A 20,961-nucleotide genomic window follows, 5' to 3' on the forward strand; every position below is an offset into this window, starting at 1 on the left:
GGCCGCGGCCACCGATCGGAACGCCTGGCGAGGCGCTGAAGTCCGGCTTGTACTCACAGTGAATCAGCCCGGTGCGATCAGGACGTGACTCGTGTGTCCGAACGCGACCCCTGCCACCGGAGGAGCCATGTACGAGTACTCCGACGACGAACTCGACCAGGCCGCGGCGTCCGCGGCTCAGCGATTCGACCTGGACACCCCGCACGCCCGCGAACTGGTCGACATCGTCGCGACCGCGCTCACCGATGGCGGCGATGCAATCGACGACGCTGCCTGGGACGTCCAGGACAACGACCCGGGCGTCGCGGGGAAGGAATTCGTCGACGACGTCGCGAACAACCTCGGCTACGACCTCCCTTGACCGTGGATGCGGGTCTTGACGACGGGGCCGACCGCTGCGTCGTGCTCCAACGCAAAGGCCAGTTGTTTCCCGCAATCTACGCCGCGGCGTATCGGCTTTGCCGGCTGCCGGTTTGGCGGAGACGAGACGCCGTCGATCCCTCGCCGGTGCTCGACTGCCTTGAGGACGTGACCATGCAGGTCGCGTTCTTCTGCGGCGAGGAGATCAACGCGTCGCTGGAGCGGCTGCTGACCGCAGCCCGAGTTGTAGCCGAAACCGCGCGGACCATCCAGGCATCCAGCCGGCCGGGGTTCGGTGGCAACGTCGACGAGCGGCTTCGGTCCGACGACGAAGCCGGCCGCCGCCGGCTGGATCACGCGATCACCGCGTTCGTCGAAGCCGCCCGCTCGGACCTGCGCATCGACGGCACCTGGCTGCCGGTGCATCCGAGGAGCTGACGGCTTACTCACTGGTGCGGTTCGGTGGCGTGTCGACCAGATTCACCTTCTTGGTGATGCGGACCGGCGCGTCGACCGGCCCACGCCAGTGCCCTGCAACCGGCGTCAACCGGCGCAGCGTCCGTCCCGGGCCGTAGGCCTGGCGACGGATGAACGGCGCGACCGGGAACCGGACACTCACCGTCCGTCCCGAGGGCTCGCCGCGGTGAGCTGATCGCGACGAGGTCTTGCGGCTCACCGAGACCACCCTGACCGGTGCCGCGCTGTAGCCCGCCCGCTCGGCGCGGACACGCTGAGTCCGGGGGAGGTGCACTTCGGCGGTCTCGGTCAACGTGTTCGGAGTACAGAAAATCCAGCCGGCGTGGACGGTCTGCATCCACCCGATCGCCGTCTCGGCGGCGACGAGCTGATCTGGCCGGATCGCCCGGCCGTCCGGGTGCGGTGCCAGCGCGGCCGACGTTGCACCCCACGGCATGTAGATCTCGTTGTCCCAGGTGAGTTCGCGTTCTGCTGGTGGGCTGTCAGCTCGGCCTCGGCGGCGCTCGCTCCCAGCGACCGGGCCAGCCGCTTGACCGGCGCGAAGTCGGTAGCGCTCCAGAAAGTGACCCAGAGACCGCCGGTGTCCGAGGTGAACAACTCGGTGCCGCCCCACGACACGGCAACGACGTCGATGCGCTTGCCGTCCTCGCGGACGTAGTCGGCCAGTGGTTCGGCGAACAGCATGAACCCGGTCGGGGCGGGGATGTCCTGCGGCTGGGTGTCCCAGTGGTTTTTCAGGCTCGGCGCGGCTTGGCGGACCAGGCGGGTGATGTCGGCGGTGACGTAGAACAGCTGCGCCCGGCTGAGCCGCTGGTGCTCGTCTTCGAGCAGGAGCCGCGCACCGAGGTCCGGCCTCACCACGGGACGCAGCGTCCCACGTTGGCGGCGCAGCGACTCTGCCGTGAACAGGCGAGCGGGCGGAGTCAGGAGGTAGTCGGCCAGGTGCTCTCGCAGGGCAGGCAGCTGCCGTGGTGATGGGGGCGACCAGCTCGGCGATTGGGGGACGGCCATCGGCTTGGGGCTCCCCTCAACCTTGTGTACTTAGTTCTCGTGGTTTACGGTAAGCAAACTTCGAGTACTAAGTCAACAATGATCGAGGGGAATCAAGATGGCCCGGCGCAAGCACGGTTCCGGTAAGGCGTCAAGGGGTAACCGGATCAACGCCGAGGCCCATGCCCTGACCCTCGCTGTCGAAATTGCCACCGCCTGGCACCGGGGTGGCGGCGCCGATCGGCCAGAGGTGCCATTGGGAGTTCCGGCGACCATCGCGGCCGCCGGGCTGCTGGTGGACCGGACTGCCGACGTGGCAGCGGGGATGAAGTCTGCGTCGCCGGAAAGCTTCATCGACATCGCCCGCAGTGTGTGGGCTGTGACCTTCAGTCGTCGCCCGGACGTGGCGATGTCGGTGTATCCGCTGCTCGGGTGGCTGTTCGCCGACGCTGATGGGGCATCGGTGAGGCAGATCAAGGCGACCGCCGATGCCGCCTTGCGCGCCGGTCTGCTCGAGGTGACCACCACCGAGCGTCGCTTCGACTGCGACGTGTTCGGTGCCCTTCTCGGCGCACTGCGGTCCAGGACGGCGACGAAAGTCAACGCGCAGATGTACACCCCAGGCGACATCGCGTGCGCGCTGGCCGCGGTCGCGCTCGACGACCTCGAACCCGGCCGATCGTTCTGCGACGACGCCGTCGGTACGGGCGGCCTCTTCCGGGCCGCCGTGTGCCTCATCCGAAGCCGCGGCCTGGACCCGGCCGACATGTCGTGGTTCGGGGCCGACGTCGACGATCTCGCGATCGCGGCGGCCGCCGTCAACGGTCTGATCTGGGGCCTCGGCCCGCGGGTCTACCTCTACGTCGGCGACATCCTCGTGCACCCGCATTGGTCAGACGAGGCGCGTGCCCGCCGAGCCCGGTTCCTCGAAGAAGTGGACAGCCTGAACAACGGGATCAAGGTGCTCGACTTCCTCAAGAGCCTCTGACCGCAGCCCAGGCCGACGCGCCGCGAGGCCGAATGCCGCGACGACCTGCTCTTCCCTGCTAACTTCCCGGCGTGGAGCACGTCGAGCGGCAGATCACGGACGGCCCGGCCGCCCCGGTCGGCAAGACCCTCCGCTACGCCGACATGGTCGAGATCGGCACCTGGTTCAACGTCAGCCACCGAGCCGTGGCGAACTGGCGTTCCCGGTACGCGGACTCGCACCCGTTCCCGGAACCGGACGTGATCATCGGCCGGACACCCGGCTGGTCTCCGGCACGCCGGAGTGAGATCGATCGGTGGGCAGCGGCTCGGCCAGGTCAAGGTGCCGGCGGCGGCCGTCCGCGTAAGGCGGATTGACCAGCACTTGCGGATACTTTGAGGCCCTCAGGATTACTGGGCTCGAAGATGATCGTTGAGACGTCCTTGCTTCGCGCCACGCTGATAGCGACGCGGCACCGGGCCTCCGTCCTCGCGGCCAAATCCTCGCTCTCATCGCCGTCGTCGCCGCGGCCGGGACCGTCGTCGGTCCGCGGCGGGAGTCTGGGTCAGAGGGTTGAATACTCCGATGCGATGACTGCGGGCAGCTCGGCGACGCTCGGCAGTAGGTGAGTGTGGCGGACGGCTCCGAGGCTCGCCGCGTCGCCGCCGCCGGAGAGGACGGCGGCGACGATCGCGGCGCCTGCGTTGGTGCCCGCCTCCAGGTCGAGGACCGTGTCTCCGACAGTGGCCACGGCCTCGACCGATTGGACGCCGGTCAGTTCCATCGCCTTGAAGATCATGTACGGGGCCGGGCGGCCCGCACGCACGTCGTCCACAGTCACCACCGCGTCGACGATGGACTCGTCCACGCCGGCCAGCGCGAGCACCGAGTCGGTGGTAGTGCGGTCGAAGCCGGTGGTCAGCGCGACCTTGACGCCGTTCGCGCGCAGCTTCCCCAGCGCTTCGCCGACTCCAGGCATCAGCGTCGGCGGCGTCTCGGCGTACTTGGCGGCGAGGCGGGACCGGAAGTCGGCCAGGGCGTCCTCCACGCTCGCGGGGTCTCGGTCCAGCAGGCCCGCCAGCGCTTCTCGCTTGTCCGCACCCATCCACCGGCGGATCTCCGCCGGTGTCGGGTCCCCGCCGGCCGCGCGGGCTGCCTCCGCCAGCGCCACGTAGACGGCCTGGTGCTCCTCGACGGTGGTCCCGGCGATGTCCAGGACGACGAGCTCGATCACGACGCTGATTCCTTGTCTTCCGGACGCCAGCTGCGCACGAGGGCGGGCCGGGCCGCCTGCTGGGAATTCTCGATGGTGAAACTGATCATGTCGGCGCGGTAGCGGTCGTCGGAGTACTCGACCTCCTCGCCGTCGGCCTTGGCGGCCAGGCGCCGCTCCCGCAGCAGGGGTGCCCCGACGGGCACGCCGAGCAGTTCGCTGTCGGTGGCGTCGGCGGCGACGGCGTCGATCTTGTGGTGGCCGACGGTGATGTCGACACCCCGCGAAGCCAGGTAGGCGTAGATCGAGCCGGAGTCGCAGTCGAAGTCGAACAGCAGGCGGCCGGCGGACTCGGTGAACGTCGAGCGCTCGACCATGGTCGGCCCGTCGTCGATCAGCCGCAGCCGCAGCACCTGCACGACGGGGGTGCCCTCGTCGATGTGCAGCGGGTCGGCGACCTCGGCGGTCGCAGGACGGCGGGCGACCTCCAGGGTCCGCTGCCCAGGGGTGCGCCCGATGCCCTCGACCCAGCGGGAGAACGACAGGAACGTGTCGAACGGCTGGCTGAGCAGTTGTCGGCGCACCACCGGGGGCTTGCCCCGGCCGCCGCCGATCAGCCCCTCCGCCCGCAACGTCGCCAGTGCCTGCCGCACCGGGCCGCGCGAGGCATCCCAGGTGGCGCACAGCTGCGATTCCGAGGGTACCGGGGCGCCGACGGCCAGTTCGCCGCCGGCGATCCGCCGCCGGACATCGGCGGCAATGCGTTCGTGCAATGACTCGCTCACAAACTTAACCATACATGTTGCCGTGTCGCATGGCACCACAATGGACGGATACGTACGCGGAACATCCGTTGGGTGGACGCAAAATGAACAGATGCGGCGAGAATTCGCTCGGCGTTGACAGAGTTATCCACCATCTCGCATCGTGCTTGTCATGACAAGTTGGCTGGACTCGGTCGAAGTGGTCGTCGTCGGCGCGGGGATCGTGGGGCTCGCCCACGCTGTCGCGGCCGTCGACCGCGGACTGACGGTCGCGGTGGTGGAGCGGGACGACCGCGCCACGGGCGCCTCGGTGCGCAATTTCGGCCACGGCTGCATCACCGCCCAGGACGGCGTCGCGCTCGAGTACGCGCTCGAAGCGCGCGAGACGTGGCTGCGGCTGGCCAAGGAAGCCGGGTTCTGGCTGCGAGACCGCGGCACGGTCGTCGTCGCCCGCGACGGCGCCGAGCAAGCCGTTCTGTCGGAGTTCGCCGCCCTGCGCGACGGCCAGGTCGAGCTGCTCGACGCGGCCGCCGTCACCGAGCGCGTGCCCGTCGGTCCCGGCGTGACCGGCGGTGCGTTGCTGCCACTGGATATCCGGGTCGACCCACGCACCGCGATCGGTGCGATCGCGGCGTGGCTGGCCGCACACGGAGTCCGGTTCCACTGGGGCACCAACGTCCACACGATCGAGCCCGGCCTGGCGCGCACGAGCCGGGGCGGGATCCGGGCGGGGAAGATCGTCGTCGCCGTCGGGCACGACGTCGACCGGCACTTCCCGGACGTCGCCGAGGACTTCGGCGTACGCCGCTGCGCGCTGCGGATGCTCCGCGTGGCCGACCCGCACGGCGGCACCATCGATCCCGCGGTCCTCACCGGTCACTCCATGCTGCGTTACGACGGGTTCGCCGCATGCCCGTCGCTGGCCGCCGTGCGCGAACGCCTCACCACCGAAAACCCCGAGCTGATCGACATCGGGTTGAACCTGATGCTGACCCAAGCGCCGAGCGGGGAGCTGACCATCGGCGACACGCACCACTACGACCGCACGCTCGACCCCTTCGACGACGAACGGCTGGACGAGGCCGTGCTCGCTGAGACCGCCCGGCTCCTCGGGGTGCCCGCCCTGACCGTCCGGCAGCGGTGGCGCGGCGTCTACGCCTCCGCACCCGGCCCCTACCTCATCGCCGCACCCCACGACGGCGTCCGGGTCGTTTCCGTGACCTCGGGCATCGGCATGACCACCGCGTTCGGGCTGGCCCCGCACGTGCTCGACGACCTCCTCATCTGATCGAAGGACACACCGCTATGCGCACTTCCTCCAGACTCACGGCGCTCGCCTCGGCCGCACTGCTCGCTCTCACCCTCGGCGCGTGCGGGGCGGGATCCACCCCGGCCGCCGCGGGCCGCGACTGCCCGGACGGCCGGGTCCGGTTCGGCATCGAGCCGTACGAGGACCCCGTAAAGCTGACCCCTGCCTACGACGTGCTCGCGAAAGCCCTGGAGAAGAAGCTGGGGTGCACGGTGGAACTGCAGGTCGTCGAGGACTACTCGGCCGAAGTGCTGGCCATGAAGAACGGCCGGCTGGAGGTGGCCCAGTTCGGCCCACTCGGCTTCGTGTTCGCGTCGCAGAAGGCCAACGCCGAGGCCACGGCGTCCTTCGCCGACGCCGGCGGCAAGTTGACCAGCTACACCGCCGGGATCTGGGTGGCCGCGGACAGCCCCGTCAGGTCCGTCGGCGATCTGGCCGGGCGGACGCTCGCCCTCTCGAGCGCGGGCTCGGCCTCCGGCGACGCGCTGCCGCGGTACGCGCTGAAGAAAGCGGGCGTCGCGGAGAACGCGCTGAAGCTCGACTACGCGGGCGGCCACCCGGAGGCCCTATTGGCGCTGAACAACGCCAAGGTCGACGCGGCGGAGATCAACAGCCAGCAGCTGGCGAGCGCCAAGGCCGCCGGAACGTTCGACGAGTCGAAGTTCCGCCGGATCTGGGGATCGGAACCCATCCCGAACGATCCGATCACAGTGCGCGGCGACCTGCCAGCCGTCCTCAAGGACAAGATCCGCAAGGCCCTGCTGGAGCTGACACCGCAGGACGTCGCCAAGGTCGGCGCATTCCTCGACGTCGACCCGGCCGGCCCACTGGTGGCGGTCGGCAAGCAGACCTACCAGCCGCTGTTCGACCTGGCCGCCACGCTCGGGTTGACCGAAGATGACGTCTGAGCTGTCGATCCGGGGGCTGCGGAAGTCGTTCGCGGGCAGGCCCGTCCTGTCCGGTGTGGACCTCGACGTCCACGCGGGGGAGTTCGTCGCCGTCCTCGGCGCCAACGGTTCGGGCAAGTCGACGGTCCTGCGCTGCGCCGTCGGCCTGCAGACGCCGGACGCGGGCACGATCTCGCTGGCGGGCGACCGCGCGGCGATGGTCTTCCAGCAGATCCACCTGGTCCGTAGGCGCACGGCGCTGGACAACGTGTGCGCGGGTGCCCTCGGCCGGCTGCCCCTGCACCGCTCGCTGGCCCCTGCCCTGTTCCCGGCCGCCCTGCGCGCCGAGGCGATGGCGTGCCTGGACCGGGTTGGCCTCGCCGGCCAGGCCGGCGACCTGGCGGGCAAGCTGTCCGGCGGCCAGCAACAGCGCGTCGCCATCGCCCGTGCGCTCTGCCAGCGCGCGAAGGTGATCCTGGCCGACGAACCGGTGTCGGCCCTGGACCCGAGCGCGGCCGAACAGGTCGTCTCCCTGCTTGCCTCCTTGGCGGGGGAGGGCCTCGCGGTCGCGGCCGTCCTGCACCAGCCGGACCTCGCCCGCCGTCACGCGGGCCGCATCGTTGGGCTGCACGAAGGCCGCATCGTGCTCGACGGCCCACCACCGGCCATCCGAGAGTCCGATCTGGACGTCCTCTACGGACACGAGTCCCGAACGCCCCACCCGGTCGCCCAGTCGAGCGGAGCCTGAGAGAGAGGCCATGTCCAGCACACTCATCCCACCTCGCCGCACGAGACCGTCGACGGTGGCCGTGGGGATCACCCTGGCCGTCCTCGCGGTGCACGTCCTCGCCTGGAACGAGACCGAGTTCTCGCCCGGCTCACTGGTGGACGGCTGGCGGGGCATGGCGGACTTCCTCGGCGACGCCCTGCCGCCCGACCTGACGTGGGCCACGGTGCTGCGGCCGAGCCTGGAGGCCGCGCTGGTCACCCTCTACATCGGACTCCTCGGCACCACCCTGTCCATTCCCTCGGCGCTGCTGCTGGCGCTTGGTGCCTCGAAGGCCACGACCCGTGGCCCGGTGCTCTACCAAGCCTGTCGTTCGCTGCTGTCGTTCCTGCGCTCCGTGCCCGACGTCGTGTTCGCCCTGATCTTCGTCACTGCCGTCGGCCTCGGGCCGTTCGCCGGGGTGCTCGCGCTGATCTGCCACAACACCGGGGTCATGGGCAAGCTGTGGGCCGAGGCCATGGAGGAATCCGACCCCGGACCCCGCGAAGCCCTCCGCACCACCGGTGCAGGGCCGATCCAGATCGCCGTCAACGCCGTCCTGCCGACGGTGCTGCCCCAGTTCGTCGGCCTGCTGCTTTACCGGTTCGACGTCAACGTCCGCTCCTCGCTCGTGCTCGGCCTGGTGGGCGCGGGCGGAATCGGCTTCCTGATCAACCAGTCGATCAAGCTGTTCCGCTTCGACCAGATGGTGACGCACATCCTCGTCGTGCTCGTCCTCGTCGTCGCCGTCGACCAGCTGTCCGCGGTCGTGCGCAGGCGCATCGGCGCCTGAACCGCGGCGCACCATTGGGAAGGAATCTGAATGATCGTGTCAAGCTGCCGCGGTAGCGGTGTGTGGCGCGGTCGGTGTGAAGGTCCGGCCGTCGCGCAGCAGGGCCCAGAGCACGTCGACCAGGCGGCGGGCGAGGGCGAGCAGGGCCTGGGTGTGGATGAGGCGTTCGCTGCGCTTGCGGTCGTAGAAGGTCCGCGAGGGGCCGGTGACCTTGAGGCTGGACAGTGCGGCCATGTAGAACACCCGTCGCAGCCTGCGGTTGTAGCGCTTGGGACGGCGCAGGTTGCCGGTCACGCGGCCGGAATCCTGAGGCACGGGAACAAGGCCCGCGTAGGAGGCCAGCCTCCCGGAGGTGGCGAAGGCGGCGAGGTTGCCGCCGGTGGCCACCAGGAACTCCGCGCCCAGGATCGGCCCGAAGCCGGGCAGCGACTCGATGATCCCGGCCTGCGGGTGTTCCCGGAATTGGCTGGTGAGCAGCTTGTCGGTGTCCTTGATCTGTCGGTCCAGGGCCAGCAGCCGGCGGGCCAGTCCCGCGATGAGCATCGCGGTGGTGGCCTCACCGGGCAGCCGCACCGTCTGGGCGTGCGCGGCAGCCAGGGCATCGGCGGCCATGGCGGGGATGCCCTGGGCCCAGGCGCCGTGCTCGTGCAGGTAAGCGGCCACGCCGGACTCGCCGGCCGCGCGGATCGCCTGCGGGGTCTGGAAACCGGTGACCAGTACCAGGGCACTGCGGGTGGAGTAGTCGAAGGCACGTTCCAGTGCAGGGAAAATGCCGGTCAGCAGGTCCCGCAACCGGTTGACGCCACGGATCCAGTCGGCCATCAGGTCCTCACGATGGGCGGTCAGCCGGGTCAGCTCGACGACCAGGTCGTCGGTCGCGGTGACCGGCGTCAGATCGGTGCGCATCCGCGCGGTTTCGGCGATCACCCGGGCGTCTTTGGCGTCGGACTTCGCTTCGCCCCGGAACACCCCGGTCATGCGGTTGACGACCCGCCCGGGCACATAGACCACCTGCTGCCCGGTCGCGATCAGCACGGCGACCAGCAGTGCGGCGGCGTTGCTGGTCAGATCGATCGCCCAGCGCACCTCACTGGCGGCCTGGCCGGCGCGGGCGACGAGCTGCTCGATCGCGGCCTGGTCATTGGCGACCTTCTGCGAGAACACCACCTTCCCCGCCGGGTCCATCACACACGCGTGATGCGTGGCCTTGCCGACGTCGACACCGACCCAGACCAGCGGCCGATCCGTCACCCTCATTCTCCTGTTGTCGCAGGTCAACCCCGTGGACAACCCCGCCAGCAGGTCCCTAAACAGCGACGGTCCGCAGCAGATCTGAATCAGTGGCCAGGGCGTCCAGAACGACAGGGCGGCCATTCCTTCCGAGCCACCACACGGCAGAGACCCGATCAGCCACACCCCATCGCCCCGGGCATCCGGGGCACTCACCCCGAACAACATCAACCTTAGGGAAACCTGATGAGAACACCTCGCCTGCTCGCGGCCGTGGTGGCCGCCGTCGCGATGGCCGCGCTGGTGCCGGCCGCCCATTCGGCCGCGCAGACCACCGCGCGGCCGAAGAAGGTGGTCGTCCTCGGCATCGACGGTCTGCTGTTCGACAAGATCGCCCCGGCCGACGCCCCTCACCTCGACGCCTTGATCGCTTCTGGCCGCTCCAGCAAGACCTGGTTGTACGCCAACCCCATGGCGCCCACGATGTCCGGCCCCGGCTGGGCCACCATCGCCACCGGCGTATGGCCCGACAAGCACAAGGTCACCAGCAACAACTGGGGCACCACCACCAACTTCGCCCAGTACCCGGACTTCCTGACCCGCCTGGAAAATGCCAACCCTGCGCTGTCCACCTACGCGATCACCGACTGGTCCCCGCTGACCACCGACAGCGCGGGCCGGGCGATCTTCGCCGGCGCCATCGACAAGCGGGAGAACGTCGACGACTCGATCGGCGTCCCGCAGGCCGACGCGATCGTCGCCGGTCGCGCCGCCGCGTACCTCAAGGACAACGGCCCCGACGCGTCGTTCGTCTACTTCGACGCAGTCGACGCCGCAGGACACAGCTGCGGCGCCGCGAGCAGCTGCTACACCACCGCCATCAACGAGACCGACAAGAACCTGGGCAAGGTCCTTGATGCCGTCAAGGCGCGCGCGACCTACGCCGACGAGGACTGGACGTTCCTCGTCACCACCGACCACGGCCACACCGACGCGGGAGGGCACGGCGGGTCGACGCCACCGGAGCGCTCGTCGTTCATCATCCAGACCGGGCCCGGCATCCCCGCGGGCACCATGGCGGTCAAGCCCAAGAACGTCGACATCGCCGCGACGGTCCTGAATCTCTTCGGGGTCGGCGCACCGCTGGACGGTCAGGTGCTGGGCACACCGGCGGCGGACCCGTTCGAGAGCGTCACGCTCAACTCCCGCGTCGACGAGTCCGGCATCCCGGCGAGTGTGCTCGGCTGGACGAAGTCGGTGCCGAGCGGCTGGTCGATCGACAACAGCGCCATGGGCACCGGCGGCGTCACCGAGTGGCGCGGCTGGTCGCTGACCACCGACGAGTTCTGGACCAGGACGCAGCCCGACCAGCAGCGCGAGACCAACGTCCGAGCGCGGGGCGTGTTCGCGGTCGCCGATTCGGACGAGTGGTCGGACAAGCTGGTGAACGGCTCGTTCACCAGCTCGCTGATGTCGCCGCGGTACCCGGTGACCGGGAAGACGAAGGCCACGATCACGTTCGGATCGCACTACCTGAAGGAGGGAGCCGAGACGGCGACGCTCGCGGTCTCCTTCGACGGCGGCGCGTTCCAGACGGTGCTGACCTACCCCGGCGACGTGCTCGCCAAGGTGGAGTCCGTGCGGGTCAGCGTGCCTTCCGGAGCGGCCGGGATGGTGGTGCGGTGGCGGTTGGCCGACGGGTCGAACAACTGGTATTGGGCCGTCGACAACCCCGGCGTGACCCTGAGCTGACAGTGGCGTGGAGGCGTGGCCCCGCCCGGCGCCCGGGCGGGGCCGTCGCTTCCCGCATACTTTGATCGACCGATGTCTTGATCCGGCGGTCACGAGATCGTGGCTGCATGACGGTGAACGAGATCGACAAGACCCCCGCGGACCGGCCGGCCGAGCCGCCCGACGCCCACGACCAGTGGAACTTCGCGGTGCGTCGCGAGACGCCGACGCAGCGGCTGGACCGCAACTACGCCGAGATCCTGCAGGAAGTGCGGGTGGCGCAGACCGGTGTGCAGCTGCTGCTCGCCTTCCTGCTCACCGTCGCCTTCACCCCGCGCTTCGCGACGCTGACCGAGTTCGAGCGGAGCGTCTACGTGGCCGCGTTGGTGCTCGGGGCCGCCGCCACCGCACTGCTGATCGCGCCGGCCGCCTTTCACCGGCTCGTCTACCAACGGCGGCTCAAGCGGCAGCTCGTGCTCGCGTCCAGCCGGTTCGCGTTGTGCGGGCTGACCCTGCTCATGCTCTCCATCGGCTCCGCGCTCCTGCTGATCCTCAGCGTGACCCTCGGGCCCGCGCACGCCGCGTGGTTCACCACCGGCGCGCTGGGCTGGTTCGCGCTGTGGTGGTTCGCTTTCCCGCTGTGGAGCCGGATGCGCCACTCCGGAGACCGCTAGCCCGACGCCGAATTCCTGCTCGCTTCGCGAGCGATGTCGATGCGGGAGTGCACGCCGAGCTTGGCCAGGATGTGCGACACGTGGGTGGCCACCGTGCGCGGCGACAAGAACAACCGGGTCGCGATCTGGGGGTTCGACAGCCCCTCCACCACGAGGGCGGCGATCTTGGTCTCCGTCGGCGTCAGGCTTTCCCAGCCGTGCGTGGCCTGGCGGTGCTTCACCGTCGGGCCACGCCGGATGCCGAACGTCCGGAAGCGGGCGCGCAGCCGCGCCACGTCCCAGTGCGCGCCCAGGCTGCCGTACAGGTCCAGCGTGCGGGTGAAGGCGGCCCGCGCCGAGCCGCGGTCACCGGCCTCGGCGAACGCGATTGCGGCGGCTTCCAGCGCCTTGGCGCGGGGGAGAGGACGGCCCGCCTCGCGGTAGCCGTCGGCGGCGCGCAGCAGGGTCGCCGCCTCTCGCTCGGTCATGCCCTGGCTGTAAAGGCCCAGTGCCCGGCGGTGCGGGACGTCCGCTCCGGCCGTAGTCGCACGGATCCTGGCCCCGACCGCGGCCGCGGTGGCGGTGTCCCCGGTTTCCACGGCCAGCCGGACGGCGTCACCGAGCAGGCCCTCTCCTTCGTCTTCGCTCGCGAGCGCGGCGGTCAACGCGGCGAGCGCCCGGTCCGGCTCGCCTTTCTGCTCGAGGGCGAGGCTGCGCGCCAGAACCAGTGATTCCACGACCCGGCCACCGATCCGGTCCGCGCACGGTGCCGCCGCGTCCAGGTGTCCCTGCGCCGCGGCCGTTTCGCCGCGGTGGAAGTGGATGATCGAGGCGACGCCGTGGTCGCAGCACGCCACGCTCGGATCCTTGAGCTCGTCCGGGACGACGTCGACCTCCGCCACGGCGTCGTCCCACCGCCCGCTGCCCAGCAGCAGCTGCCCGAGCGCGCTCTGCGCCTGGGTCAGCCGCACCACGCTGCCCGCGCGGTCCGCCCGTTCGCGGGCCCGCTCGGCGGCGGCGAGCGCGTCCGGGTAGCGGTCGAGCGCGCCGAAGGTGACGGCCTGGTTGATCCGCAGCAGCAGGCCCAGGTCGGTGAGCGTGGGATCGTCCGCGGCGGTGGCCATCGCGCGCTCGAACAGCGGCAGCGCCGCGGTCCACTCGCCGCGCATCATCGCCACCAGGCTCAGCACATGCAGGGCCCACCCGGTCGCCCAGTGGTCGTCGCCCGCTTCCGCCAGCGCCGCGGCGGCGACCCGCGCGGCAGTGTCGACTTCGCCGAGGTCGCGGTGCGTCCGGGCGGTGAGCACGAGCAGCCGGGCCCGGTGGCGGGCAGACAGGTCCGGTGCGGCCGCGGCCTGGCTCAGCGCGGCGAGGGATTCGGCGGAGCGGCCGGTCATCGCCCGGCACTGCGTCACCGTCGTGTGCAGGTCGACGCGCAGTTCCGGGTCGACGGCCCGCGACAGGGCGCGGACGGCGACGCGTTCGGACCCGCCGAAGTCGCCGACCCGGTAGAGCGCCTCGGCCAGCCGGCAGCCGAGCGCTCCGGCCGTCGCGTCGCCGCCCTGTACTGCGCGACGCAAGAGCGTGACAGCTACCTCGGGCGCCTGGCCGATCAGCGGGGTGGCGGCGCCGAGCAGCCAGTCCACGACCCAGCGCGGGACCGGTTCGACGGCGTCTGCGGCGGACACCGTGGGCAGCAGCTGCCGGGCGACCCGCTCGACCGGGGCACCGGCATCGGCCAGGGCCCGCGCGGCGGCCCGGTGCCAGACGACCCGGACCCCGGCGGGCAGCTCGTCGTACAGGGCCTGGCGGATCAGCGGATGCCGGAACGCCAGGTTGTCGCCGGACGCCACCAGCACCCCGGCGGCCCGTGCCTCGTCGAGCGCGGAGACGAGAACGGCCAGCTCGGCTTCGGCCACGACCGTCAGGTCCGGGACCGAGAACCCCACGCCGAGCAACGCGGCCGCCCGCAACACCGCCCGCGCCGGCTCCGACAGGAAGTCCAGCCGATCGGCGATCGCTTCCGGCAGCGAGTCGGGGGCCGGGCCGCCGGTCAGCTCCGCGATCCCCGCGTCGTCGACGGCCAGGCACGCGCTCCGCGTCAGCGCGTCGAGCAATTCGGTGAGGTACAAGGGGTTTCCCGCGGCGCCGTCGGCCAGCCCCTCCAGCCGCTCGCCCGGCTTGCCGCCGGCCAGCTTCGCCACCAGCTCGAGCGCGGCCGGTTCGGTGAGCCTGCCGACGCGCAGCCGGTCGGCGGGACCGACGATCCGCCGCAGCGCGCGCAGGTCGTCGCGGCGGGGCACCGGGCGCAGCACACCGATCAGGAGCAAGGGCAGCTGCCGGACCGAGCGGGCGAGCCTGCCCCACACCGCCACGGTCGCGCGGTCGGCCCACTGCAGCTCGTCGACCACCAGCACCACCGGGCCGCCTTGGCAGAGCTCGTCGACGAGCACCAGCAGCTGCTCGGCGGCCGCCGCGGCGAGATCCGCTCCCTTGCCCCGCCCGGTGTCGCCGCGCAGGAGCCCGGCAATGGCTCCTCGCCGGGGATCCGGTGCGGATCCGGTGATCCGCAGCGCGTCCAGCAGGGGGAGCAGGGGCAGCGCCTGCCCCAGTTCGTCGCCGGCGCCGCGGAAGACCTGGCACCCGGACCGGGTGGCGACCGCGCACGCGGCCTGGACGAGGGTGGACTTGCCGATGCCCGGCTCGCCGTCCACCAGGACCGCCCGCCCGCGGCCGGCGGCGACGTCGTGCACCCAGCCCACCAGCCGGGACAGCTCACCGTCCCGGCCGATCAGGAGGTCGACACCGTCCGTGAGCGGTTGCACACACTCGATAATAGAAGAAGAACAGTTGCTGAACAAGAGGTGTACTCGACATTGCTGCACGACGCGTCGGAAACCCGCTGTTCTCATTCTTGAAAGTTGTGATTCGTTCATTGTTCGAGAACTGGCTCGGGCATGAGTTGGCCGCCTGGCGTTGGCGGGGCCTTAACCATCCGTTGTCGGCCGGTTGTGGTGGACCTGGAAGCGTCTGCCTGGCACGGAAGTCGGTTTCGCCCCGATTGACAACCGGAGGAATGATGTCGGTTCGCCGAGCGGTCGCCGCGGTCGCGTTGACCCTCTTCGCGGCTGGTGTCCTGGGAACTTCCGCGACCTTCGCCGTCGCCGCCGAGAGTGCGGCGCCGGCCGCCGTCCTCGCCGAGATGGGCTACAACGGCGTGTCGCCCGATGAAATGGGCTACAACTAAGGGCTCAGACGGTCCTGCGGCCGTGGCTGGAAGACCATTCCCGCCGCGGCCGTTCCGTCGTTTCGGAAAATTGCCTGTAACGAACGAACCGGCTCGATAGACTTCCTGGGCGAAACGTCCGCTTCTTGCGGCGGAATCCCTCCGGAGGTCTGATTCGGTGACGACCGAGAGTCCCACCCTCGAAGAGCCGCACCTCACCGTCCGGCCCCGGCCCTCGGCCTTCTTCCTGCGGCGCGGGTTCCTGCGATCCTTCGGGCCCGTGCTGGGACTGGCGATCGCCGGGCTGGTCACCCTGCTGCTGTCGGGCAACCTCCTGGTCCCGTTCGAACCGACCCTGGAACTGGCCGGAAAGATGGGCTCGAAGGCGGACTTCTTCGCCGACGCGCAGGTCCAGGAACTCCTGATGCGTCACCACATCCGGGTCCACGTCACGCGCACGGGCTCCCGGGACACCGCGATCCACGACCTCGACAAGTACGATTTCGCGTTCCTCTCCGGCGAGCCCGCGGCCGGCCTCGTCCGCACGGCGCGGGCCGACAAGCTGGGCGGCACCATCCGGCAGCCGTTCACCAGCCCGATCGTGCTCGCCACCTACCGCCCCTACGCCGAAGCGCTGCTGCGCAAGGGCATCGCGTCCGCGCCCCCGGGGACCGACGAGCCGCTGTACTACACCCTGGACACCGAGAAGCTCGTGCAGGCCATGAAGGCCGGCGCCACCTGGAACTCGCTCGGCATCGACGGGGTCAACAACAGCAACCTGGTGCTCGCCCAAACCTCGAACGTCTGCGACTCCAACTCCGGGGCGACCTACCTGGCACTCATCGCCTACCTGGAAAACGGCAGGCAGGTCCCCTTGGCGGACCCGGCGCCGGCGGGCGAGCCGGCCGGCCCGGCGACGCTGCGCAACGCGCACGAGCTGGCCAACCGGGTCAAGCCGCTGTTGAACCGGCAGGGCTTCGCCTCGGCCGACCTTTCGGAGTCGTACTGGAACCTCGCCGAGGGCGACAAGCCGATCGTGGTGATCTACGAGCACCAGTACCTCGAACAGCAGCTGCGGATCAAGGCCGCGACCGGGCGCCAGGACCCCGACCACGTGCTGCTGTACCCGAAGGACAACATCCTGACGAAACCGCAGTTCGTGCCGCTGCGGCCGGAGGCGGAACGGCTCGGCGAGCTGATCACGTTCGACCCGGAGCTGCAACGCCGGGCGATGGAGCTCGGCTTCGGCGTCGCCACCCCGGCGGGCAGCAACAAGAGCGGGCGGCTGTACGCCTTCCTCGCGGAACAGGGGCTGCCGACTCCGCAGCAGGCCGACAACGACAGCACCACTCCGCTGCCGGCGAACCCGGTCCTGGAGGAAATGATCAAGACCGTCGGTGACTGCCCGTGAAGCGGCTCGTCGCGATGCTGCTGGCCGCGGTCCTGGTGGCGACCGCGTGCACGGGCGGGCCGGGCGAGCAGCGGCTGAGCGTGCTGGCCAGCTCGGAGCTCGCCGATCTCGGGCCGATCCTCGACGACCTGCGCGCGGACACCGGGATCCGGTTGGACCTCGACCTGCAGGGCACCGTCGACGCCGGGACCGCGCTCACCCCCGGCCAGTACCACCACGACCTGGCCTGGCTGTCCACCGACCGGTACTTCCAGCTCAAGCTGCGCAAGTCCGGCTTCACCGGCGAGCGCCCGGCCGCCACGCGGATCATGCTCTCGCCCATCGTCATCGGCGTGAAGCCACCGGTCGCGGCCGCGCTGCGCAGCCGGCACCCGGACGTGTCCTGGGCGGACTTCGCCGACGCCGCCGCGGCGGGCTCGCTGCGGTTCGCCATGGCCGACCCGGCCCGGTCGGCGAGCGGGCTGTCGGCGCTGGTCGGCGTCGCCACCGCGGCCGCGGGCACCGGGGCCGCGCTGCGGCCGCAGGACGTCGTCTGCGACCGGCTGCGGGGGTTCCGCACCGGGCAGTCGCTCACCGCGAACAGCTCCAGTGCGCTGGTCGACCTGTTCGCCGCGCACCAGAGCGAGGTGGACGCGGTGATCGGCTATGAGTCCACGCTGCTTTCGCTCAACGCGAGCGGGAGGCTCGCCGCGCCGCTGGAGCTGATCTACCCGCGGGACGGGATCATGCAGTCGGAGTACCCGCTGCTGCTGCTCGACCCCGGCAAGCGCGGCGCGTACGAGCGGGTCACCGACTGGCTGAAGCGCCCGGACACCCAGCGGAAGATCATGGAACGCACGCTCCGCCGTCCGGCCACCGAGGGTGTGCCGCTCGAACCGCGCCTGCCGAAGAGCGTCGGCACCGCGCTGTACTTCCCCGACGACCAGGACGTCGTCGACAAGCTGCTCGCCTACTACGCGGACCCGCGGGGCCGCACGCCCGGCCACGTCGTCTTCGTGCTCGACTTCTCCGGCTCGATGCGGGGCAGCCGGATCACCGCGCTGCGCGCCGCGTTCGACGCGCTGACCGGCGCCGGCGAGGCGGAGTTCGAGCGGTTCTACCGTGGCGAGAAGATCACGATGATCCGCTTCGGCGGCCGCGTTCTCGCCGAGCGGGACTTCGCCGTCGAGGGGCCTGCCGACCTCGCGGCCGTGCGCGGCTTCCTCGACACCGAAGAGTTCGACAGCGCCACTGCGGTCTGGTCGGCGCTGGCGTACGCCTACGACAAGGCAGCGGAGTTCGCGAAGACCGAACCGGTGTCCATCGTGCTGATGACCGACGGTGAGAACAACGCGGGGCTGGGGGCCGACGAGTTCCTGCGTCGTCCCGCGCCGCCCGGAGTGCACACCTACGCCGTGCGGTTCGGCGAGGCGGACGCGGCCGAACTCGGCCGGGTCGCCGCCGCGACCGGTGGCCGGCTGGCCGACGCGACGGCGACGTCCCTGCTCGACGCGTTCAAGGAGACCCGTGGCTGCCGATGACGGCTCCCTCTACCGGAGCACCTGGGGAATCTGGTGGGGCGTCTGGATCCTGACGCTGCTGCTCCTGCTGGCCGCGGGCGTGATCCTCGTCCGCCACTGGCGTCGCGCGCACCGCGGCCAGGGCACCGGCCCGATCAGCGGGATCGCGTTCTACCTGCACCACAACTCGGTGATGGGGTTGTACCAGCAGGACCGCTACAGCGAAGCGCTGGAGAAGGAAATCGAGAAGCGCTCCCACCGTGGCCGGTCGATCAGCGGGAGGATCAGGTTCCCGGCCGGAGAAGCCACGGGGGAGCAGAACAGGACCGAAGAGGTGTTCAGCCGGTACATCGAACGCGCCGAGCCGATCACCGTCATCGGCATGGTGATGGAAGTGCTGGAGAAGCGCGACGACATCGTGTACGTCGACCTCGTCAAGCGCGAACTGGTGCAGAACAAGGCCCTGGTCACCGCGCTCGGCTGGGCCGACGGGCCGGACACCACGCGGCTGCGCACGGCGCGGCTGCGCGGGATGGACGCGTTCGTGTCGATGAGGGGCCTGTTCCGCCGGGTCCGCTCCGACGAACCCGGCTACACGACCTTCATCGCCGCCTACGGCGACCCGGCCGACCCGCTCGCCGGGCCGCGGGTGCGCTTCCGGTGCGGCATCCGCGGCTTCCGCGACGCCGACGAGGTCCCCGACGGCACCTTCCACGCCCAGTGCCTCGGCCGCGTCGAGGACTGGGACCCGCATCGCGGGGAGCTGATCGTGCACCCCATCGCCATCTTCAAGTAGCGGCCAGCGCGGTCCGGACCGCCCGCTCGACCAGGATCGGGACGAAGGCGTGGATGCGGGCGCCGGCGAACCGGGCGCGCTCGCGGTCGATCATGGCGTGCAGCCGGCTGCGGGTGACGTTCGCGTAGTCGCGGCCCAAGCGGTCCTCGAGCTGGGCGAGGTGGGTGTCGAGCTGCTCGGAGGCCATCGTGTCCAACGTGCTCATCGTTCACCTTCCGGTCGGCCGTGGTACGGACAACATGCCCCATGAGACGACCGCGAGATGAACCCAAGGTGAACAGTAAAAATTCACGCGCTGCTCGATGACTCCGGTACCCGTCGGCGGCGTCGGACGAGCCCGGCGACGATCACCGCCACTGTCAGCGCGGCGACGGCCGGACGCCGTCCAGGAGCCGGGGCTCGGCGTGACTGTCGCTTCGGGGTCGGCGGGCCGGTGACGAACCCGGCGCCGAGGGCGCCGATCGGAGCGGGCGCGGGGTGCGGCGCGGACCAGTCGTCAGCGACGCGCCGCACCCGGCGACCAAAGCGGCGATCGCGGCTAGCGGGCCGGCGATGCGACGGCGCGAATACCGCGTCGTACTGCTCACTGCGGGCGACGACCAGCCAACCCGGACGCTCACGGCGGCCGTGACCGACTGGGCTCAGCGGGAAGGCGTCAGTGTCAAGAACGTCGAAGCGAAGGACCCCGGCCGGTTCAGCTGACCCCCGACCTGATCATCACCGCGGGCAAGGACCTCGTCGACGCGCTGGCCCTGGTCACGGCCAACCACCTCGACCGGCAGTTCCTCGTGCTCGGCGCCGAGTTGGCCGAACCCACGGCGAACGTAACCGCGGCCAACTGGCCGGGCGCGTCGTTCCGCGGCGAGGGCCTTGGCACGTCGACAGGCTACGACCCGGCGTCGTTCACCCCTGCCCGCGCCGCAGCGGCCGTCCGCGCCGGGGTAGCGAGTGTCCTCAGCGGACTGACCGGGATCGTCATCCGGCTCGGCTGAACGGGCTCCGCCCGAGCCGGTCCCGCACCTGACGCCGGAAGTTCACCGGATCGGTACGTTCCCGGTCGCCTTCCGGCTCGACGCGGCAGCCACCATTCCGGTGCCCGTACGAGACGAGGAGGTTCCGTGCCCGCTTCCCTGCTTTCCCGGACCGCGCAGCGGCTCGCCGTGACCGTCACCGCGGTGGCTGCCACGCTCGGTGTCACCACCACCATGGCCGACGCCAGCGTGTACAGCTCCTGCACGCAGACCCGCTGCGCCGATGCCCGTTCGGCGAACACGACCTGGCAGAGCAAGGGGTACCCCGGTACGCGCGGCTGGTACGACTGGCCCGGCGGCAAGTGCAACTACGCGGGCGGCACCTACCAGAACCGGGAAGGTGAGCTGCCGGCCGGCCACTCCTTCCGCGAGTTCGACGTCTATCCGCGCACCTGCGGCGCGGCCCGCGACGCCTACCGGATCGTCGTCGATCTGACCACCGGCGTGGTGTGGTTCTCGCCCAACCACTACACGGATTTCTACCAGATCTGAATCCGCTGAGGTTCAAGCCGTGCTCCGGTGCCCGTGGTTCGGGCGCCGAGCACGGCAAGGCCCCGGCTCAGAGCTGTCCGTCGGCCAGGAGCTTCGCGACCCAGCGGTGCGCGGTCGTGCAAGCGTCGGCCTCGCTGCCGCGGGCGTGCTCGACGACGTCGCCGTCGGACCACAGCATGACGGCGACGGTGCCCGGCCGGATCGGCGTGAGCCCGACGACCCGGCGGTGCCCGTCCTGCTGGACGACCCGCTCCGCGGTGAGCCACTGACCCCTCGTCCCGGTGCGGGTGACCGTCCACGCGGGATCCGCGGTGAGTTCGGCCACCGACTGTGGTGCGGGGCCATCGGGCTGTTCGTCCAGCATGA

Annotated in this window: 26 protein-coding genes; 17 read left to right on the forward strand and 9 right to left on the reverse strand. The window is 70.6% G+C overall.

Annotation, left to right across the window (positions count from 1 at the left end; all coding sequences use genetic code 11):
• The first annotated feature begins 127 nt into the window (after positions 1-127).
• Together ACFPLC_RS23015 and ACFPLC_RS23020 are read left to right on the forward strand one after the other, a co-directional pair.
• Entirely contained in the window at positions 128-361 is a 234-nt protein-coding gene (locus ACFPLC_RS23015) for a hypothetical protein (protein WP_378196048.1), read from the forward strand.
• Positions 362-402: 41 nt separating this feature from the next.
• On the forward strand, positions 403-798 hold the full coding sequence (locus ACFPLC_RS23020; RefSeq protein WP_378235903.1) for a hypothetical protein: 396 nt from the start codon (positions 403-405) through the stop codon (positions 796-798).
• A 4-nt stretch (positions 799-802) separates the two neighbouring features.
• Here ACFPLC_RS23020 and ACFPLC_RS23025 read toward each other — a convergent pair whose 3' ends face one another.
• Positions 803-1,129 carry a hypothetical protein gene (locus tag ACFPLC_RS23025; protein ID WP_378235904.1) on the reverse strand — a complete coding sequence of 109 codons (327 nt, stop codon included), beginning with the start codon at positions 1,127-1,129 and terminating at the stop codon, positions 803-805.
• Positions 1,126-1,848 carry a hypothetical protein gene (locus ACFPLC_RS23030; protein WP_378235905.1) on the reverse strand — a complete coding sequence of 241 codons (723 nt, stop codon included), beginning with the start codon at positions 1,846-1,848 and terminating at the stop codon, positions 1,126-1,128. The genes ACFPLC_RS23025 and ACFPLC_RS23030 overlap by 4 nt, the downstream gene beginning before the upstream one ends.
• Before the next feature lie 229 nt (positions 1,849-2,077).
• Between ACFPLC_RS23030 and ACFPLC_RS23035 the strand changes: the two genes are divergently transcribed.
• Positions 2,078-2,815 carry an N-6 DNA methylase gene (locus ACFPLC_RS23035; protein WP_378235906.1) on the forward strand — a complete coding sequence of 246 codons (738 nt, stop codon included), beginning with the start codon at positions 2,078-2,080 and terminating at the stop codon, positions 2,813-2,815.
• 71 nt (positions 2,816-2,886) lie between these two features.
• A complete protein-coding gene (locus ACFPLC_RS23040; RefSeq protein ID WP_378196037.1) occupies positions 2,887-3,171 on the forward strand; it encodes a hypothetical protein in 285 nt (94 codons plus the stop codon).
• A gap of 188 nt (positions 3,172-3,359) precedes the next feature.
• On the opposite strand, the gene ACFPLC_RS23045 is transcribed toward ACFPLC_RS23040, so the two are convergent.
• On the reverse strand, positions 3,360-4,028 hold the full coding sequence (locus tag ACFPLC_RS23045) for a phosphonatase-like hydrolase (RefSeq protein ID WP_378196034.1): 669 nt from the start codon (positions 4,026-4,028) through the stop codon (positions 3,360-3,362).
• Positions 4,025-4,792: a GntR family transcriptional regulator gene (locus ACFPLC_RS23050; protein ID WP_378196031.1), complete on the reverse strand. Its 768-nt coding sequence runs from the start codon at positions 4,790-4,792 to the stop codon at positions 4,025-4,027. Before ACFPLC_RS23050 ends, ACFPLC_RS23045 begins: the two co-directional genes overlap by 4 nt.
• Before the next feature lie 151 nt (positions 4,793-4,943).
• On the opposite strand from ACFPLC_RS23050, the gene ACFPLC_RS23055 reads away from it, so the two are divergent.
• Genes ACFPLC_RS23055 through phnE form a run of 4 tightly spaced genes read left to right on the forward strand, consistent with a single transcriptional unit; the run spans position 4,944 to position 8,526 of the window.
• Positions 4,944-6,059: a TIGR03364 family FAD-dependent oxidoreductase gene (locus tag ACFPLC_RS23055; protein ID WP_378196028.1), complete on the forward strand. Its 1,116-nt coding sequence runs from the start codon at positions 4,944-4,946 to the stop codon at positions 6,057-6,059.
• Between the two features lie 17 nt (positions 6,060-6,076).
• Positions 6,077-6,988, forward strand: coding sequence for a phosphate/phosphite/phosphonate ABC transporter substrate-binding protein (locus tag ACFPLC_RS23060; RefSeq protein ID WP_378196025.1), 912 nt, complete (start codon positions 6,077-6,079; stop codon positions 6,986-6,988).
• Positions 6,978-7,715 (forward strand): phosphonate ABC transporter ATP-binding protein, encoded by a 738-nt coding sequence (locus ACFPLC_RS23065; RefSeq protein WP_378196022.1) that lies wholly within the window; start codon positions 6,978-6,980, stop codon positions 7,713-7,715. Before ACFPLC_RS23060 ends, ACFPLC_RS23065 begins: the two co-directional genes overlap by 11 nt.
• A gap of 10 nt (positions 7,716-7,725) precedes the next feature.
• Positions 7,726-8,526, forward strand: a complete 801-nt coding sequence (gene phnE / locus ACFPLC_RS23070; protein WP_378196019.1) for a phosphonate ABC transporter, permease protein PhnE — start codon at positions 7,726-7,728, stop codon at positions 8,524-8,526.
• 39 nt (positions 8,527-8,565) lie between these two features.
• Here the strand turns inward: phnE and ACFPLC_RS23075 are convergent, their stop codons facing one another.
• Positions 8,566-9,783: an IS110 family RNA-guided transposase gene (locus ACFPLC_RS23075; RefSeq protein WP_378208288.1), complete on the reverse strand. Its 1,218-nt coding sequence runs from the start codon at positions 9,781-9,783 to the stop codon at positions 8,566-8,568.
• 219 nt (positions 9,784-10,002) lie between these two features.
• On the opposite strand from ACFPLC_RS23075, the gene ACFPLC_RS23080 reads away from it, so the two are divergent.
• Positions 10,003-11,508, forward strand: coding sequence for an alkaline phosphatase family protein (locus ACFPLC_RS23080; RefSeq protein WP_378207541.1), 1,506 nt, complete (start codon positions 10,003-10,005; stop codon positions 11,506-11,508).
• Positions 11,509-11,615: 107 nt separating this feature from the next.
• A complete protein-coding gene (locus ACFPLC_RS23085; RefSeq protein WP_378207544.1) occupies positions 11,616-12,161 on the forward strand; it encodes a DUF6328 family protein in 546 nt (181 codons plus the stop codon).
• On the opposite strand, the gene ACFPLC_RS23090 is transcribed toward ACFPLC_RS23085, so the two are convergent.
• The gene (locus ACFPLC_RS23090; protein ID WP_378207547.1) at positions 12,158-14,965 is read right to left on the reverse strand and encodes an ATP-binding protein; all 2,808 of its coding nucleotides are present in this window, start codon (positions 14,963-14,965) and stop codon (positions 12,158-12,160) included. The genes ACFPLC_RS23085 and ACFPLC_RS23090 overlap by 4 nt on opposite strands.
• A 254-nt stretch (positions 14,966-15,219) precedes the next feature.
• On the opposite strand from ACFPLC_RS23090, the gene ACFPLC_RS23095 reads away from it, so the two are divergent.
• The 4 genes from ACFPLC_RS23095 (at position 15,220) to ACFPLC_RS23110 (ending at position 19,072) form a co-directional block, all read left to right on the forward strand.
• Entirely contained in the window at positions 15,220-15,387 is a 168-nt protein-coding gene (locus tag ACFPLC_RS23095) for a hypothetical protein (RefSeq protein ID WP_191308511.1), read from the forward strand.
• Positions 15,388-15,544: 157 nt separating this feature from the next.
• Positions 15,545-16,777 (forward strand): hypothetical protein, encoded by a 1,233-nt coding sequence (locus ACFPLC_RS23100; RefSeq protein WP_378207550.1) that lies wholly within the window; start codon positions 15,545-15,547, stop codon positions 16,775-16,777.
• Complete coding sequence (locus tag ACFPLC_RS23105; protein WP_378207553.1) at positions 16,774-18,297, forward strand: vWA domain-containing protein; 1,524 nt, start codon at positions 16,774-16,776, stop codon at positions 18,295-18,297. The genes ACFPLC_RS23100 and ACFPLC_RS23105 overlap by 4 nt, the downstream gene beginning before the upstream one ends.
• The gene (locus tag ACFPLC_RS23110) at positions 18,284-19,072 is read left to right on the forward strand and encodes a hypothetical protein (RefSeq protein ID WP_378207556.1); all 789 of its coding nucleotides are present in this window, start codon (positions 18,284-18,286) and stop codon (positions 19,070-19,072) included. Before ACFPLC_RS23105 ends, ACFPLC_RS23110 begins: the two co-directional genes overlap by 14 nt.
• Here ACFPLC_RS23110 and ACFPLC_RS23115 read toward each other — a convergent pair.
• Both ACFPLC_RS23115 and ACFPLC_RS23120 read right to left on the reverse strand, forming a co-directional pair.
• Positions 19,065-19,277 carry a three-helix bundle dimerization domain-containing protein gene (locus ACFPLC_RS23115; protein WP_378207559.1) on the reverse strand — a complete coding sequence of 71 codons (213 nt, stop codon included), beginning with the start codon at positions 19,275-19,277 and terminating at the stop codon, positions 19,065-19,067. The two genes, ACFPLC_RS23110 and ACFPLC_RS23115, sit on opposite strands and share 8 nt — an antisense overlap.
• A gap of 83 nt (positions 19,278-19,360) precedes the next feature.
• A complete protein-coding gene (locus ACFPLC_RS23120; protein WP_378235907.1) occupies positions 19,361-19,585 on the reverse strand; it encodes a hypothetical protein in 225 nt (74 codons plus the stop codon).
• A 39-nt stretch (positions 19,586-19,624) separates the two neighbouring features.
• Between ACFPLC_RS23120 and ACFPLC_RS23125 the strand changes: the two genes are divergently transcribed.
• The 3 genes from ACFPLC_RS23125 (at position 19,625) to ACFPLC_RS23135 (ending at position 20,595) form a co-directional block, all read left to right on the forward strand.
• Complete coding sequence (locus tag ACFPLC_RS23125; protein ID WP_378207562.1) at positions 19,625-19,774, forward strand: hypothetical protein; 150 nt, start codon at positions 19,625-19,627, stop codon at positions 19,772-19,774.
• A 101-nt stretch (positions 19,775-19,875) separates the two neighbouring features.
• The gene (locus tag ACFPLC_RS23130) at positions 19,876-20,064 is read left to right on the forward strand and encodes a hypothetical protein (RefSeq protein ID WP_378235908.1); all 189 of its coding nucleotides are present in this window, start codon (positions 19,876-19,878) and stop codon (positions 20,062-20,064) included.
• Positions 20,065-20,190: 126 nt separating this feature from the next.
• Positions 20,191-20,595, forward strand: coding sequence for a ribonuclease domain-containing protein (locus tag ACFPLC_RS23135; protein WP_378207567.1), 405 nt, complete (start codon positions 20,191-20,193; stop codon positions 20,593-20,595).
• A gap of 67 nt (positions 20,596-20,662) precedes the next feature.
• Here ACFPLC_RS23135 and ACFPLC_RS23140 read toward each other — a convergent pair whose 3' ends face one another.
• Positions 20,663-20,959, reverse strand: a complete 297-nt coding sequence (locus ACFPLC_RS23140; protein WP_378207570.1) for a hypothetical protein — start codon at positions 20,957-20,959, stop codon at positions 20,663-20,665.
• Between the last annotated feature and the right edge of the window lie 2 nt (positions 20,960-20,961).

This window comes from Amycolatopsis plumensis (assembly GCF_042652605.1).
GTDB lineage: Bacteria > Actinomycetota > Actinomycetes > Mycobacteriales > Pseudonocardiaceae > Amycolatopsis > Amycolatopsis plumensis.

Coding starts and splice junctions, on each gene's coding strand:
- ACFPLC_RS23015 (WP_378196048.1), top strand. CDS start 128: ATGTACGAGTACTCCGACGACGAACTCGACCAGGCCGCGGCGTCCGCG.
- ACFPLC_RS23125 (WP_378207562.1), top strand. CDS start 19,625: ATGCGACGGCGCGAATACCGCGTCGTACTGCTCACTGCGGGCGACGAC.
- ACFPLC_RS23095 (WP_191308511.1), top strand. CDS start 15,220: ATGTCGGTTCGCCGAGCGGTCGCCGCGGTCGCGTTGACCCTCTTCGCG.
- ACFPLC_RS23085 (WP_378207544.1), top strand. CDS start 11,616: ATGACGGTGAACGAGATCGACAAGACCCCCGCGGACCGGCCGGCCGAG.
- ACFPLC_RS23140 (WP_378207570.1), bottom strand. CDS start 20,959: ATGCTGGACGAACAGCCCGATGGCCCCGCACCACAGTCGGTGGCCGAA.
- ACFPLC_RS23030 (WP_378235905.1), bottom strand. CDS start 1,848: ATGGCCGTCCCCCAATCGCCGAGCTGGTCGCCCCCATCACCACGGCAG.
- ACFPLC_RS23075 (WP_378208288.1), bottom strand. CDS start 9,783: ATGAGGGTGACGGATCGGCCGCTGGTCTGGGTCGGTGTCGACGTCGGC.
- ACFPLC_RS23065 (WP_378196022.1), top strand. CDS start 6,978: ATGACGTCTGAGCTGTCGATCCGGGGGCTGCGGAAGTCGTTCGCGGGC.
- ACFPLC_RS23115 (WP_378207559.1), bottom strand. CDS start 19,277: ATGAGCACGTTGGACACGATGGCCTCCGAGCAGCTCGACACCCACCTC.
- ACFPLC_RS23060 (WP_378196025.1), top strand. CDS start 6,077: ATGCGCACTTCCTCCAGACTCACGGCGCTCGCCTCGGCCGCACTGCTC.
- phnE (WP_378196019.1), top strand. CDS start 7,726: ATGTCCAGCACACTCATCCCACCTCGCCGCACGAGACCGTCGACGGTG.
- ACFPLC_RS23055 (WP_378196028.1), top strand. CDS start 4,944: ATGACAAGTTGGCTGGACTCGGTCGAAGTGGTCGTCGTCGGCGCGGGG.
- ACFPLC_RS23080 (WP_378207541.1), top strand. CDS start 10,003: ATGAGAACACCTCGCCTGCTCGCGGCCGTGGTGGCCGCCGTCGCGATG.